General features: G+C 44.7%; 12 protein-coding genes. 7 read left to right on the forward strand and 5 right to left on the reverse strand.

The genetic code is table 11. The annotated features are described in order from the left end of the window. The first annotated feature begins 69 nt into the window (after window positions 1–69). The 4 genes from A5867_RS16435 to A5867_RS16450 all read left to right on the forward strand — a co-directional run bounded on the left by A5867_RS16435 (window position 70) and on the right by A5867_RS16450 (window position 4,277). The gene (locus tag A5867_RS16435) at window positions 70–1,662 is read left to right on the forward strand and encodes an alpha-glucoside-specific PTS transporter subunit IIBC (protein ID WP_016609922.1); all 1,593 of its coding nucleotides are present in this window, start codon (window positions 70–72) and stop codon (window positions 1,660–1,662) included. A 13-nt stretch (window positions 1,663–1,675) separates the two neighbouring features. After that, window positions 1,676–3,007 carry a 6-phospho-alpha-glucosidase gene (locus tag A5867_RS16440; RefSeq protein WP_008379332.1) on the forward strand — a complete coding sequence of 444 codons (1,332 nt, stop codon included), beginning with the start codon at window positions 1,676–1,678 and terminating at the stop codon, window positions 3,005–3,007. 63 nt (window positions 3,008–3,070) lie between these two features. Beyond that, window positions 3,071–3,844 (forward strand): MurR/RpiR family transcriptional regulator, encoded by a 774-nt coding sequence (locus A5867_RS16445; RefSeq protein WP_087628060.1) that lies wholly within the window; start codon window positions 3,071–3,073, stop codon window positions 3,842–3,844. Beyond that, window positions 3,837–4,277: a hypothetical protein gene (locus tag A5867_RS16450; RefSeq protein WP_005233546.1), complete on the forward strand. Its 441-nt coding sequence runs from the start codon at window positions 3,837–3,839 to the stop codon at window positions 4,275–4,277. Before A5867_RS16445 ends, A5867_RS16450 begins: the two co-directional genes overlap by 8 nt. Before the next feature lie 56 nt (window positions 4,278–4,333). Here A5867_RS16450 and A5867_RS16455 read toward each other — a convergent pair whose 3' ends face one another. Both A5867_RS16455 and A5867_RS16460 read right to left on the reverse strand, forming a co-directional pair. Continuing rightward, window positions 4,334–5,164 carry an endonuclease/exonuclease/phosphatase family protein gene (locus A5867_RS16455; RefSeq protein ID WP_074934055.1) on the reverse strand — a complete coding sequence of 277 codons (831 nt, stop codon included), beginning with the start codon at window positions 5,162–5,164 and terminating at the stop codon, window positions 4,334–4,336. 93 nt (window positions 5,165–5,257) lie between these two features. Beyond that, window positions 5,258–7,432, reverse strand: coding sequence for a PTS transporter subunit IIBC (locus A5867_RS16460; RefSeq protein WP_087628061.1), 2,175 nt, complete (start codon window positions 7,430–7,432; stop codon window positions 5,258–5,260). A gap of 251 nt (window positions 7,433–7,683) precedes the next feature. Between A5867_RS16460 and A5867_RS16465 the strand changes: the two genes are divergently transcribed. Both A5867_RS16465 and A5867_RS16470 read left to right on the forward strand, forming a co-directional pair. Further along, window positions 7,684–9,948, forward strand: a complete 2,265-nt coding sequence (locus A5867_RS16465) for a glycoside hydrolase family 65 protein (protein ID WP_087628062.1) — start codon at window positions 7,684–7,686, stop codon at window positions 9,946–9,948. A 107-nt stretch (window positions 9,949–10,055) separates the two neighbouring features. Then, window positions 10,056–11,075, forward strand: coding sequence for a LacI family DNA-binding transcriptional regulator (locus tag A5867_RS16470; protein ID WP_005227844.1), 1,020 nt, complete (start codon window positions 10,056–10,058; stop codon window positions 11,073–11,075). 78 nt (window positions 11,076–11,153) lie between these two features. Here the strand turns inward: A5867_RS16470 and A5867_RS16475 are convergent, their stop codons facing one another. Both A5867_RS16475 and A5867_RS16480 read right to left on the reverse strand, forming a co-directional pair. After that, on the reverse strand, window positions 11,154–12,119 hold the full coding sequence (locus A5867_RS16475; protein WP_087628063.1) for a ribose-phosphate diphosphokinase: 966 nt from the start codon (window positions 12,117–12,119) through the stop codon (window positions 11,154–11,156). Between the two features lie 71 nt (window positions 12,120–12,190). Beyond that, window positions 12,191–12,730 carry a C39 family peptidase gene (locus A5867_RS16480; RefSeq protein ID WP_005233534.1) on the reverse strand — a complete coding sequence of 180 codons (540 nt, stop codon included), beginning with the start codon at window positions 12,728–12,730 and terminating at the stop codon, window positions 12,191–12,193. A gap of 140 nt (window positions 12,731–12,870) precedes the next feature. Between A5867_RS16480 and A5867_RS16490 the strand changes: the two genes are divergently transcribed. Further along, entirely contained in the window at window positions 12,871–14,763 is a 1,893-nt protein-coding gene (locus A5867_RS16490) for a M13-type metalloendopeptidase (protein WP_087628064.1), read from the forward strand. A gap of 63 nt (window positions 14,764–14,826) precedes the next feature. Here A5867_RS16490 and A5867_RS16495 read toward each other — a convergent pair whose 3' ends face one another. Further along, a complete protein-coding gene (locus A5867_RS16495; protein WP_249270065.1) occupies window positions 14,827–15,438 on the reverse strand; it encodes a hypothetical protein in 612 nt (203 codons plus the stop codon). Window positions 15,439–15,542: the final 104 nt, after the last annotated feature.

Genomic DNA, 15,542 nt, shown 5'->3' on the forward strand with positions numbered 1-15,542 from the left:
ATTGTAACCGCTATCTTTCTTTTCTATACTGAGGTTGTAGTAAAAATTGAAAGGAGATGTTAAGAAATTATGATGGAAAAAGTTCAGCGGTTTGGCGGTGCGATGTTTACCCCGGTCCTCTTGTTTTCCTTTTCAGGAATCATGGTCGCGCTGTGTATTATCTTTAAAAATCCGATGCTTGTGGGGAGCATCGCCACTGAAGGCTCTACGTGGTACAACATTTGGACGATCATTGAAAACGGAGCGTGGACGGTCTTCAACCAAATGGAATTATTATTTGTCATTGGATTACCGATCGGTCTCGCAAAAAAAGCCAATGCGCGAGCGGCAATGGAAGCCTTTGTCGTCTATATTACTTGTAATTATTTTATTTCTGGCATGATCGAGTACTTTGGTAACTTCTTCGGTGTCAACTTTGCAGCTGATCCCGGCGGTGAGAGTGGTTTGAAAATGATCGCTGGCATCAAAACATTAGATACTGGTATTATCGGAGCAATTTTTATTTCGGCGATCGTCGTCTATCTTCACAACAAGTTTTTCGATACGAAGCTGCCTGATTTTCTCGGAATCTTCCAAGGCTCTTCCTTTGTCGTGATCCTCGGTTTCTTTTTAATGCTGCCAGTTGCTTTTTTGATCGCATTGATTTGGCCGAAAGTCCAAGCTGGCATTGGGTCCATGCAAGGGTTTCTAGCAAGTGCTGGGGTCTTTGGGGTCTGGCTCTATACTTTCTTAGAGCGAATATTGATTCCCACAGGTCTCCATCATTTCGTGTATACCCCCTTTGTTTTTGGTCCCGCTGTCGTCGAAGAAGGAATCTCCAAATACTGGATGGCACATTTACAAGAATTTGCCCAATCCACCAGACCATTGAAAGAGCTTTTCCCTGAAGGGGGCTTTGCTTTACATGGCAATTCTAAGATCTTTGCTGCACCAGGGATCGCTGCTGCTTTTTATTTCACAGCCAAGCCTGAGAACAAAAAGAAGGTCTTAGCGATTTTGATCCCTGCCACTTTAACTGCCGTTTTAGCTGGTATCACTGAGCCATTGGAATTCACCTTCCTCTTTATCTCACCACCCCTCTTTGCGGTGCACGCTGTTTTAGCAGCGACCATGGCGGCAACGATGTTTGCCTTCGGGGTCGTTGGTGATATGGGGGGCGGCTTGATTGATCTGTTGGCGAAGGTCTGGATTCCGCTATTTCAAAATCATCGCAGTATGATCTTCACGCAGCTGGTGATCGGGTTAGCCTTTACTGCCCTTTATTTCCTTGTTTTCCGCTTCTTGATCCTCAAATTTAAGTTAGCCACACCAGGACGGGAAGAAAACAATAGCGAAGTCAAACTGTACACCAAAAAAGATTACAAAGAAAAACAAGCCAACACTGGTACGCCAGTGATTGCTGGTGCCAATCGCTACACCGAACAAGCCGCAGTCTACTTAGAAGGGTTTGGCGGTCGCGATAATATCGATAAAGTCACTAATTGTGCCACTCGCCTAAGAATCACCGTCAAAGATCAAGACCAAGTGCTGCCAGATGACATCTTTAAAGGCGCTGGTGCCCATGGTGTTGTTCGCAACGGCAACGCCTTCCAAGTGATCGTTGGTCTGGATGTGCCACAAGTGAGAGAACAATTCGAAAAATTATTAGCTGTATCAGACTAAGGAGGAAACAAAAATGAAAAAATTTTCAATCGTGATCGCCGGAGGCGGCAGTACCTTTACCCCAGGAATCGTCTTGATGCTTTTGGAACACTTGGATCGTTTCCCGATTCGCCAAATCAAGTTTTACGACAATTTGGAAGAACGACAAGAAAAAGTTGCACAAGCTTGCGAGATTTTATTGAAAGAACGCGCACCAGAAATCAGCTTTTTAGCAACCACTGATCCCGAAACCGCATTTCAGGATGTCGATTTTGTGATGGCGCATATCCGAGTTGGCTTGTATGCGATGCGCGAAAAGGATGAAAAAATCCCTTTGAAATATGGTGTGGTCGGCCAAGAAACTTGTGGTCCTGGCGGGATCGCTTATGGGATGCGTTCTATCGGCGGTGTATTGGAGTTAGTCGATTACATGGAAAAATATTCCCCTGATGCATGGATGTTGAATTATTCCAATCCTGCAGCGATCGTCGCAGAAGCGACTCGTAAATTGCGCCCTGATGCCAAGATCATTAATATTTGTGATATGCCAGTGGGAATCGAAGAACGGATGGCGCAAGCGATCGGTTTAGCTTCTCGCAAAGAGTTGGTGGTTCGCTATTATGGCTTGAATCACTTTGGCTGGTGGACAGATATACGAGACAAAGCTGGCAATGATTTGCTGCCGCAGATCCAGGCGCATGTGGCAAAATACGGCTATTCATTGCCAGAAGAAATCGAAGCGAGCCAACATGCTGATGCCAGCTGGATGCACACCTTTGCCAAAGCAAAAGAAGTGTACGAAGTTGATCCATCCACTTTGCCAAATACCTACTTGAAATATTACTTTTTCCCTCAAGATGAAGTGGCGCACACCAACCCATCTTTTACACGGGCAAATGAAGTCATGGCTGGCCGCGAAAAACACGTCTTTGGTGAATGCCAACGCATCGTAGAAAACCAGACAGCTACTGACACCACGCTTGAAGTGGATGAACACGCCAGCTACATCGTGGACCTTGCACGAGCGATCGCTTATAACACGCAAGAACGGATGCTGTTGATCGTGCCTAACGAAGGAGCGATCGTCAACTTTGATGAGCAGGCAATGGTGGAAGTGCCTTGTATCGTCGGCAGTAACGGGGCAGAACCAATCACACAAGGCAAGATCCCTCGCTTCCAAAAAGGATTGATGGAGCAACAAGTCGCCGTAGAAAAATTAGTCGTGGAGGCTTGGGCAGAGGGTTCTTACCAGAAATTATGGCAAGCACTGATTCTTTCAAAAGTGGTTCCAAATGCCCGTGTAGCCAAAGAATTACTCGATGAATTGATTGAAGCAAATCAAGCCTTTTGGCCAGAATTACACTAGCCAGCGTTCTTCGCCTCCCCTCCTGGCTTTTCAGCTATACTTAATCAATAAGGAGGGGTTTTTGTGAAATTACAGTATTTGATTCAACAGCACCAATCAGAGTTAAGTGAACTTGATCGTGGCATTCTAAACTACATTCTTTCCAACGGCGACACCGTTCTATCTATGGGGATCGTCGAGCTATCCGAGCAGGTTCACGTCTCCAAGTCTTCTATTTTACGGTTGACGAAAAAACTTGGTTTTTCTGGCTATTCCGAGTTCAAATATTTTCTACGGCATCAGCAAGAACAGACAACAACGATTTCGCAGCAAAAAACGATTTTTGAAAAGCAACAAGAGGATATTTTCGCCACCCTCAACTATTTAAAAACGGTAGACTTAGCTGCCCTCAACCGCTTGTTTGACCGCAGCAAAACCATCTACTGCTACCCAACTGGGTTTTCCCAAAAGAAAGCACTGGAGGAGTTTTCCAAAATGATGCTTTCTATGGAAAAACGAGTGATCGTATTGCCGAACAAAACGGAATTTGATATGGTCATGCCGATGATCACTGCCGAAGATTGTGTGATCATCGCCTCACTGAGCGGCGAAACAGAAAACGTCAAAGAGAATCTGACGACTTTTGCGATTCGTCAGATTCCCGTTTTGACATTGAGTGCGCCAGGAGATAATTATTTTGCTCGCCATTCAACGTTTCACCTGACCTATTATTGCGATTTTTTTCAAATCGGTCGCAAGAAAATCCCTAGCCAGTCTTTGATTGGACTAAGCTGCTTGATTGATTATTTGATCCGTTCCTACGGACTATTCACTTTACAGGAGGGCAACCATGACTAAACGAAAATGGGCGTTTCCATTGATTTTACTGAGTTATTGGCTTTTGATCGCCGGTGCTTACTATCTTTATCTTTCCTTGACTGCCTTCAACCATGGGATGACCTTTGCCCAGTACCTCAACTCGCAACCGTTAGCCGCTTTAGGGGTCTTGTTAAGTAGTCTCCTTTTGCTGCAAGGGGCTTGCCTGTACTTTATTCAACGGTTTTCCATGAGTAAAAAAGGCCTTTTGGGTCAGTATTTATTCCTGATCTTCTTCCAGCAGTTGCTGACAGCGAATGTCATCGGCGCAGGACTCGTCTTTTTTACAAGAAGAAGTCTTTCAAGTCAGGAGGAAAACGCAACTTGGGGCGAAAAGAGTTTTACCTATGGGGCATTAGCATTCATTCTTTTATTGAGTTTATTCTTTTTCCTCCTTGTTCGATCAGCGATTTAACTTCCCCAAAAAGAAAAGCAGTGCCGATTGGCACTGCTTTTTTGCTGTCGCTTCTGCTAGTTTGGCTCTGTTTTTGAAGCAAAAACCACTTTGATTCCAAAGTGATCGCTGACGATCGGAGTACGCGTTCCGTCAAAAACCACTTCATATTCCGTTGCTTGCAGGTCATTGGATGCAAAAACATAATCGATCCGCAATGCTTCTCGATTGTCTTGCCAACCATCAATGGCTTTAACGACAGAGGCTTCACCGATCGTTTCGGTAGCCGTTAAAAAGCTGTCTTGCAGCTGTAAGGAGCTGTCAAGGACCAGTTGATGACCAGAACTGGCCGCATCGTTGTTGAAATCTCCTAGGATCAATAAGGTATCTGCCCGTTCTGCTAAAAATGCTTCTGTCTGTTGCCACTCGTAGGCAAATTTACCGTCTTGCCACCAAGAAAAATGACAGCTAACGACTTGTACGATCTGTCCATCGGCTTCAGTCACGCCGCTCAGGTTTTTGCGTGTGGTATGATCCCAGACATCCGTGGCTTGTGAAGCAAGGTATTCTTTGGCAATGATGGGCTGTTTGGACAATAAGGCATTGCCTTCGTGGTAAATGTCATAGCCTACGTGACTGTAGGTCCATGACCAGTAGTAATCACAGTCTAACAGTTGTAGTTCTTCCACTAGACGCAAAGCAAAATTGTCCTCCTTGATTTCCACCAGCGTATCTGTGGGGCAATACAGCCCATCAGGAACGATGGTTTGAGCAGCGATCGTTTGGTTAACTTCTTGCAAGGCGATGATGTCATAGTCGCCTGTTGCAATCTCTTGTGCGATCATCTTGCATTTTTCGAGCTGATTTTCTTCTAACCAGCTATGGGTGTTCAATGTTAATACCTTCATGAATAAGGCTCCTTCTCTCGGTTTGCTTGTACGATTCCTTTAAAAAATAAAAGAGAGCGGGTCAACAAAAGAGTCGACCCGCTTGTCATTTTATTATAGTTTTACGATTCCAACAACTGCGGCTGCTTGTTGCTTACCGATTTGGGTCAATTCAAAGGAATCGATTTGATCGCTGTTGGTCAACAATACAACGATGGTGGTGTCTTTGCCAGCAGCACTTACTGCAGCGAGATCCATCTCCGCTAACTTGTCACCCACCGCCACTTGTTGTCCTTCAGTGACAGCTACCGTAAAGGGGGCACCGTTTAAGTCAACGGTATCTAAGCCCATGTGAACCAATACTTCGATGCCTTCATCAGAAAGCAAGCCAATCGCATGTTTCGTTGGGAAGATGTTGGTGACTTTCCCGCTGATTGGTGCGACAACTATCGTCTGCTCTGGGCGCACGCCATAACCGTCACCCATCATTTTTTCCGCAAACACTTGGTCTTTGACAGAGGTGATCGGCATCACTTCTCCAGTGGCAACGGCAGCTAGTTCAGCTGTCACGCCTTGGCTTTGGTGGGTAGTGGTTTCTACTGGTGCTTGACTAGCCGTCGGTTCGGGAATCGTGACACCAGAATCTAAGATATCTTGAATGTCTGATTTTAAAACATCTGCTTTCGGTCCATAGACTGCTTGCACACCGTTGTCTTTTACGATCAAGCCTAAAGCCCCTGCGGCTTTCCATGCTTTTTCATCGCCGACCGCTTCTCGATTTTTCACAGAGACCCGTAAACGGGTCATACATGCATCAACGTCGGCGATATTTTCACGTCCGCCTAATAAATGAATGATTTTCACGACTTGCGAATCTGGGTTCAAATTGCCATCCGCCGAAGCTGTTGCTGGCGCATCGCTGGCTCCTTCTGTTTCGTAGTTGCCGTTTCTACCTGGTGTTGCAAAGTTGAATTTTTTGATCAAGAAGTTGGCCAAGAAATACATCCCAACACCAAAGACGATGGTCACTAACACAAAGTTGATCAAATCTTGTCCTAAACCGGCATTGATCGCCATTGGGGTACGGGTCAACAACTCGATATTCCCAAAAGAGTGGACCCGTAAGTTGACGATATCCGCCATCGCAAACGCAGCCCCTTGTACGACTGCATAAACGATGTAAAGCGGTACGGCAGCAAACATAAACATGAACTCCAACGGTTCCGTTACCCCTGTCAAGAAGACAGCGATAGCAGCTGATAAATACATAGAGGTATATTTGTGCCGTTTGTCCGCATCGACATTGCGATACATGGCATAAGACAAGCCCATCAAGATCCCAGATGAACCAATCATTTGTCCAACCTTAAAGCGGGCAGGAACAAAGTTTTCCAATAAAAATTGATATTGTGACGTATCGCCAGCATTGCGCATGTTCACTAGATCTGTTGCCCAAGCAAGCCATAATGGGTCTTGTCCAAAGACTTGGGTGCCGGCTTGTGCGCCAGAAAGAATCGTGTAAGTTCCACCTAATTCGGTGTAATTGATCGGGATCGTCAACATGTGATGCAGCCCGAATGGTAAGAGCAGCCGCTCCAAGGTTCCAAACAAGAACGGTGCTAAAACGGGCGCACTTTCTTGTGATTGCGCGATCCATAAACCGAAGTTGTTGATGCCTGCCTGAATGTAGGGCCAAACGATCGATAACACTAATGCGACGACTACTGAACGGGCGATCACTACGAAAGGTACGAAGCGTTTGCCGTTAAAGAAGGAAAGCGCATCCGGTAATTTGCGGAAATTATAGTATTTGTTGTAAGCTGTTGCTCCCACAAAACCGGCGATGATCCCAACAAAGACACCCATGTTCAAAGCAGGTGCTTCTAATACACTAGTAAAGAAGCCGTCGATCATGATCTTCGTCCCAAATAACGTATGGGTAAAGGCGCCTTCTTCGGTTAACATCGCGCTCGTCACGCCAAAGATCGAACCAGTGATCCGATTGATCAAAATAAAGGCGATCCCAGCAGCAAATGCCCCACCAGCTCGCTCTTTAGCCCAACTACCACCAATAGCTAATGCAAATAATAAATGCAGGTTCCCAATAATTGCCCAACCAATGTTTTCAATGACGCCTCCTGTAGTGATCAAAAATGCCCAGTCGGCATTGATCATTGGGATCGTTTTCCCAATACTGATCATCAAACCAGCGGCTGGCATAACAGCGACAACCACCATTAGCGCTTTTCCGAATTTTTGCCAAAATTCGAAGCTCAATAATTTTTTCATCTTCCTTCTTCCTTCCCTGAATCGATTTACGCAATCGGTTTCTTAATGATTTCATTCTAACGGAGAAAAAAGATTTTGTAAACCCAGAAATATCAAAAGGGATTCTATTCGCTTTTTCACCTTTATATAACTGAATCTCTCTTTCTCGATGTTTCCTTACAGGAAATTCTTTAAACGCAACAACTTTCACTTGACGATGCAATCGTTTGCGCTTATGATAGAGATATCAAAAAGATTCTGGAGGGACTTTCATGAAAAAAATCCAACGATTGTTCGAGATCGATCCATGGAAAATCGCGACATCTACCTTAGATAAAGAAAATCGTCGACTGCAAGAGTCGCTAACAAGTATCGGGAATGGCTACATGGGAATGCGCGGCAACTTTGAAGAACAATACAGCGGCGATCATCACTTAGGTACTTATATCGCTGGTGTCTGGTACCCAGACAAAACCCGTGTCGGCTGGTGGAAAAACGGCTACCCTGACTATTTTGGCAAAGTGATCAACGCGGTCAACTTTATTGCAATGGACCTATTTGTCAATGACCAATTAGTCGACTTAGCAAAAATCAGCCCAAGTGATTTCCGTTTAGAACTAGACATGGAAACCGGGATTTTACGCCGCAACTTTACCGTCACTTTGGCAGGCGCCACCGTAAAATTCTCTTTTGAACGCTTCTTGAGCATCGTAAAACGTGAACTTGCCCTCATTAAGATGGACGCTGAGATCATTGAAGGCGACGCTGAGATCAAAGTCGTTTCTAAACTAGATAACAATGTCCATAACGAAGATAGCAACTACGACGAACGTTTCTGGGAAGAATTGGCTCATGGTCAAACCGAAACCTTCCATTACTTGACCACTCGGACCGTAGAAAATAATTTTGACATTGAACGCTTTACTGTCACTTCTGCTATGCGTCATAGCCAAACACCGATCGATTCCGTGAAAAGCGAGCTTTGCGTTGCTGATACCTTTGCCTTTTCTGGAACAGCCGGTGACACCTTCTCATTGATCAAAGAAGTCTTGATCGTTACGAGTCGTGATGTTCCCGCTCATGATCATCCAGCAAAAGTCACCGAATTAGGTACTTTATACAAAGCAGATTACGATGCATTGCGTGCAGAACAAGTCGCTGCTTGGAAAGCCCGCTGGGATTTAGCCGATGTGATCATTGAAGGCGATGCTGCGGCGCAACAAGGGATTCGCTTCAACCTGTTCCAATTGTTTTCAACCTATTATGGCGAAGACGAGCGCTTGAACATTGGACCGAAAGGCTTTACTGGTGAAAAATATGGCGGTGCGACTTACTGGGATACCGAAGCCTATGCAGTTCCATTGTATTTGGCATTAGCAAAACCAGAAGTGACCCGTAACTTGTTGAAATACCGTCACAACCAATTGCCGCAAGCCCATATCAATGCGCAAAAACAAGGCTTAGCAGGTGCCCTTTACCCAATGGTGACCTTCACTGGGATCGAATGCCACAATGAGTGGGAGATCACTTTCGAAGAAATCCACCGAAACGGTGCCATCGCTTATGCCATCTACAACTATACGAATTATACTGGCGATACAAGTTACCTGAAAAAAGAAGGATTAGAAGTGTTAAGCGCGATTTCACGTTTCTGGGCAGATCGTGTCCACTATTCAAAACGCCAGCAAAAATACATGATCCATGGCGTTACAGGACCAAACGAATACGAAAACAATATCAATAACAACTGGTACACCAATAAAATGGCTACTTGGGTCTTAGCTTATACCTTAGCCAGCTATGAAGCCTTCAAAGACGAAGCGACTGTCACGATCTCTGACGAAGAACAAGCCAAATGGCAAGACATCATCGACAATATGTACTTCCCAGAAGACCAAGAGCTTGGTGTGTTCGTCCAGCATGATACCTTCTTAGACAAAGACTTGATGCCCGTTTCCGATCTTGATCCAAAACATTTGCCGTTAAACCAAAATTGGTCGTGGGATCATATCTTGCGCTCTTGCTTTATCAAACAAGCCGATGTTTTGCAAGGAATCTACTTCTTCGGCGATCAATTCAGCAAAGAAGAAAAACAACGGAACTTTGATTTCTATGAGCCGATGACAGTGCATGAATCTTCCCTTTCTCCAAGTATCCATGCGATTTTAGCAGCGGAATTAGGCATGGAAGAAAAAGCGTTGGAAATGTATGAGCGGACTGCTCGTCTTGATTTGGACAATTACAACAATGATACCGATGATGGCTTGCACATCACTTCTATGACCGGCAGCTGGTTAGCGATCGTTCAAGGTTTTGCTCAAATGAAAACCGATCACGATCACTTAGGGTTTGCGCCATTCTTACCTAAAACTTGGAGCCGCTACGCCTTCCACATCAACTATCGTGGACGTCTGCTCTTTGTTTCCGTCAATGAGTCAACGGTGACTTTGAAGAAAATCAGCGGTGAGGCATTGCCAATCAAGTTGTATGGCAAAGACTATGTTTTAGAAGACGAAATCCGTACAGCGATCAACTAAACAAGCCTTCTGAAAGAAGAAATGTCTGCATTTCTTCTTTCTTTTGATTGGCTCTACCCTTGTGCCGACACTTTGTGATACTATAAGCTAAAAAAGGAGGGAAATCAGTGAGCATTACGGTCAAAGATGTCGCCAAAAAGGCTGGCGTCGCTACATCCACGGTTTCTCGTGTCGTAAACGATCATCCCAGCATTTCTGAAGATACCAAGAAGAAAGTGCGCAAAGTAATGGCAGAAATGGGCTATGTCCCCAATCTTGCGGCTCGAAATCTCGGCAAACAGATATCCAGTGCCATCGGCGTGATCTTGCCGCCTCTTGATTCGAAAGAACGACTAGGAAACCCCTTTTATTTAGAAACGATCGAAGCCATCAATGAAGAGGCCCGCCATCATCAAATGACGGTTGCCGTTGCCTCCGCCCGTGACTTTGCTACATTACTAAAAAACGTGGAACGGATGCACCTGCAAAAACAAGTAGATGGCTTTATCTTGGTCTATTCCGATGAAAAAGACCCCATCATCGACTATCTGGTCGAAAAAGAAGTCCCTTTTACCTTGATTGGTCAACCATACAGCAATGAAGACAAAATCGTTTTTGTCGATAATGACAACCAGTTGTTAGGCAAGCAAGCAACTGAGCATCTGATCGCCCAAGGGCATACGAAGATATTATTTGCTACCAATACGACCCATGAAAACCTGTATTTCGAGCGTTTCTTCGGCTACCAAAAAGCCATGATGCTGGCAAATCTCCCCTTTTATCCAGCATTGACCTTTGAAAAAGCGGAAGATTACGTCACGTTTGAAGAAACGATCAAAGAATCCCAAGCAACAGCCATCGTCGTGATCGATGATCTGTTCGCTGTGCGGATCATTCAATTAGCAACGATGTATGGCTACAAAGTCCCCGACGACTTATCCATCATCAGTTTCAACAATTCGATCTTTGCTACTTTGACCCATCCGTATTTGACTAGTATCGATATCAACGTGTTGTCCTTAGGAAAAATCGCTACCGAACGGCTGATGGCGCAATTGAATCACGAAGATTCAAACGGCGTACAGCTGGTCGTACCACATAAGCTGATCAAACGAGAAACGGTCTTAAACCGCAACCAGTTGAACTGATTCGCTGGGTCTGATCCACTTCCCCTTACATGCAAAAGCACCCGCTGTCCCTAAGGATAGCGGGTGCTTTTCATATTATTATTTATACTCTTTGCTTTCCAGGCGGAACAATGGACTCATTGGTGTATTTTCATGAATGCGGCGAACGGCTTCCCCCATCAATTCAGCACAAGAAATGTAGTGCAGTTTTTTTGGATGGCGTTCTTCGCTAGTCCAGCAAGAATCGGTGACACAAATACTTTCAATCGCTGATTGATCCAAAATTTCTTTAGCTGGCGGTGAAAGCAAGGCGTGAGAGACACAAGCATACACTTCGCTGGCACCAGCTTCCTTCAACAAGTCTGCCGCTTTTGCCAATGTATGGCCGGTATTTAAAATGTCATCAACCAAAATACATTTTTTCCCAACGACATCACCAATCACATAGCCGCCATCGGCTTCATCTTGATCGACGATCGCGATCGCTGTATCTAAGTATTCTGCCAAACTACGGGTCCGTTGGACACCGCTGTTTTTTGGTGAAACCACGACATAGTCGTCACCCGTCATTTTTTGTTCGCGATAGTAATGGGCAAACAATGGGATCGTAAAGAGATTATCCACTGGGATGTCGAAAAATCCTTGAACTTGGACGGCATGCAAATCAAGCGTCAAGATTCGAGAAGCCCCTGCTTCCACCAGCATATTGGCAATCAATTTTGCAGTGATCGGCTCATGCGGGTTGGCGGTTCGGTCTTGCCGTGCATATGCGTAATAAGGCAAAACGACATTGATGGTCTTCGCACTAGCCCGTTTCATCGCATCGATCATGATCAATAGCTCTAAATAGTGATCATTGACGGGTTCATTCGTCGATTGAATGATATAAATATGGTCGCCCCGCACACTTTCTTCGATATTGATGGCAATCTCTCCATCACTAAACTGTGTCACTTTTGACTTCCCTAGTTCTGTACCGAAAACTTTCGCAATGTTTTCTGCTAATGGTAAATTTCCATTTAAACTAAAAATTTTCAACGAACTATCTTTATAACTTTCGCCCATGATTGCCTCCAATGAATGTGGTTGTTTTCTTCTATTCTAGCACAAAGTGACTGTTTTTTTAACCGTCTCGTTCAAGGAAGTGTGACGGTACCGTTTACCCAACTGGCGGGAATCACTTTTTTGTAGTTGCCCCAGTTGTCATGAACTTTAAAATAGCGTTCTCCGCTGGCGGTTTCAGCGTAGGCGTAAGCCACGACCCAATGATTGCCATACGTGCTGCCTAAAGGCTTCAAAATACCGATGATCACCGGTTTGCCTTCATCGATTCGTTTGCACGCTCGATGCCAGCCGCCAACAACAGTCGCACGTCCGCGGTAAGGCAATTGGAATTGATCGAAAAACCGAGTCAATCCATGACTGACCTGCCAAGCGATCGTCGGCAACCCATGAGGCTGAATCAGCACCCGCAGCATTTCCGTCACTACTGTCAGATCCCGCTGTTTTTTTCTACGAAACGCTTTCGGGATGATCGTTTCATCGATGTAATCTTGATAGTAGGCCAAAAAGACGGCTGCCGCATAGGTGCCGCATAAATACCCTGAAGGAGTGACCCACTGCTTATACGGACGAAACCGCTCTTCGGCGATCCCTTTCCACTCTACTTGTTCCATCTCGTTCACCTGCCTTTTTTCTTATTATACCTTAGATTCTCCTCCTACTTGGATCAAAACCCTTTTTCGTCTAGAAAACTTTTCTTTGCGTCCTTACAGATTTTGTTTCATAATAGTAGAAAGCGAGAGGAGCGAAAGACATGACAACCTTGTTAAAAGATGATTTTTATGACTATGTAAATGGCGAGTGGCTGGAGACCGCTGTTATTCCAGCAGATAAACCCGCTACGGGTGGATTCCAAGATCTCGTTGACGGAATCGATTCCTTAATGATCGCAGAATTTGAAAATATGGCACACGATCCCCATGCTACGCCAAAAGGCCGCATGAAGGATGCTGTGGCTTTTTACCGCTTAGCCAGCGATTTTGCCCAACGAGAGGCAGCGGGCGCTACTGAAGCAAATGCACTATTAGCAAAAATCGAAGCGTTGCGTTCTTATGAGGAATTGAATCAGCAACTGGCAAGTTTCGTTTTAGAGGGCATTGCCTTGCCTTTCCAACTAGATGTCGATGCAGACATGAAAAATGCGCAAATGAATACTTTGTCGGTCTATCCGCCTGCTACTATTTTGCCGGATAAAACTTATTACACAGAAAATCCCCAAGCAAGCGAAATGCTGCAAGTCTACTTTGAGATGGCCGTCAACGTTTTAGTTGCTTATGGAAAAGACCAAGCAGAAGCGGAATCGTTGGTAGAGCAAGCGATCGCTTTTGATAAATTGATCGCCCCTCACGTCCGCAGTGCGGAAGAAAGTGCGGATTATAGCAAAAATTACAATCCTCGCTCCTTGGAAGAATTTGCAAAGCAAGCCAGCAAGATCGATTTTAGACAACTCTTGACGGCCCTTTTACCAGGGACACCCGAAGAGCTGATCGTAACGGAACCCGCTTACTTTGAAGCCTTTGACATTATTGTTTCTGATAGCCATTTTGAACTCTTGAAAGGCTGGATGATCGTCAACCAAAGCTTGCGCTATACTAGCTATCTGAGTGAAGAATTGCGTCAGTTAGGCGGAACCTACAGCCGCTACTTATCAGGGATCGATGAAGCGGCTCCCCAACAAAAAGCGGCTTATTACTTAACGATGGGTCATTTTAATCAAGTGATCGGTGATTATTATGGACGCAAATACTTTGGGGAAACGGCGAAAAAAGACGTCAAACACATGGTGGAAACAATGATTGCTGTCTACCAAGAGCGTTTGCGCAACAACACGTGGTTAAGTGAAGAAACCCGCCAAAAAGCGATCATCAAATTGAATCGTTTAGGCATCCATGTCGGGTACCCTGATCAAGTTCCTGCCATTTATGACCAATTGCATACCGATGAAGAGAAAAGTCTGCTGGCAAATGCCCTGCATTTCAATCGTTTGTTCCGAGAAGATGCCTTCAAAAAATGGCAGCAGCCCGTGGATCGCGAGGAATGGGAAATGTCCGCCGCTACCGTGAATGCCTACTATCACCCATTTAAAAACGTGATCGTTTTCCCAGCGGCAATCTTACAAGCACCTTTTTATAGTTTGGAACAATCCACCAGCGCAAATTATGGGGGGATCGGTGCGGTCATTGCTCATGAGATCTCCCACGCCTTTGACAACAACGGGGCAAAATTTGATGAATATGGTAATTTAAACAATTGGTGGACAGAGGAAGATTTGGCCCACTTTGAACGCTTAGCTCAAGCGATGATCGACGAGTTTGATGGACTGCCCTTTGCCGGCGGTACCGTAAATGGAACGTTGACTGTTTCTGAAAACATCGCCGATGCAGGCGGACTAAGCTGTGCGCTAGAAGCAGCGCAAAAAGAAAGCGATGTTTCTTTAGCAGACTTCTTCACCAATTGGGCGAAGATCTGGCGTACAAAAGCCAAAGAACAATACCAACAGCTCTTACTATCGATCGATGTCCACGGACCAGCGAAACTACGTGCCAATATCCAAGTTCAAAATATCGATGAATTCTATACAACCTTTGATATCAAACCTGGTGACCCTATGTACCGTGCACCAGAAGATCGTGTGCAGATCTGGTAAACAATAGCGTAAGAAAAAGACAAACCATAGATAGCTAGGGTTTGTCTTTTTGCTATGGATTTTTTAGAAGTGATAGATGAACGAGACAACTAACGAAAGAACCCCCAGAAGAATATGAATGATACCTATGCCTACGAAAAAACAAAGCAAGATATGGTACATCCTGCATTTTCTATCTTCATAATAAAAGGCTTTATAATAGTCGAATGCCAATACACACCGCAGTAAAACATAGAACATCATAAAAAAATGAAGAAAGTAGAGCCGTTCCAGATGGTAGGTGATTTTCTCTACCGGTATCGTTCGCGATAGTAAACCAATCAAGGGATCGGCAGTGAAAATCAAGATAAAAAAACCAGCCAAGAAGAAGAAAAAGTGCTCAATTCCAGCGAGATGCTTTTTGTATTCAGGAACAAGCTCATGACGGTTTAAACTTGAAGTTGTATTCCAGGCTAGTATCATAATCATTGCACTCACAGCCGTTAACCCAATCTCTCGAATATCTGAAGTTCCAAGAGTTCCAATACGTCTGATTGGGGGTCTATAAGGCCTGAGTGGGAATCTATGATATTTCTCAAAAATTATTGCGCTCCCAAAGATTACATAATCAATGATGGAATAGATCTTCCCTTTTCGCTGATAACTATCAAGGGGTTGATATCTTTTTTTCAACACATTAAAAACCTCCTCACAATTTAAATAAAGCAATCCTGTAACAAACTTATTCGATTGAAAGACAATCTTTTAATCAGCTGAGTCTTGTCTTTTGCTAATGGATT

The sequence above is a fragment of the Enterococcus sp. 6D12_DIV0197 genome (assembly GCF_002174385.1).
In the GTDB taxonomy this organism is placed as follows: Bacteria; Bacillota; Bacilli; order Lactobacillales; family Enterococcaceae; genus Enterococcus_D; species Enterococcus_D casseliflavus.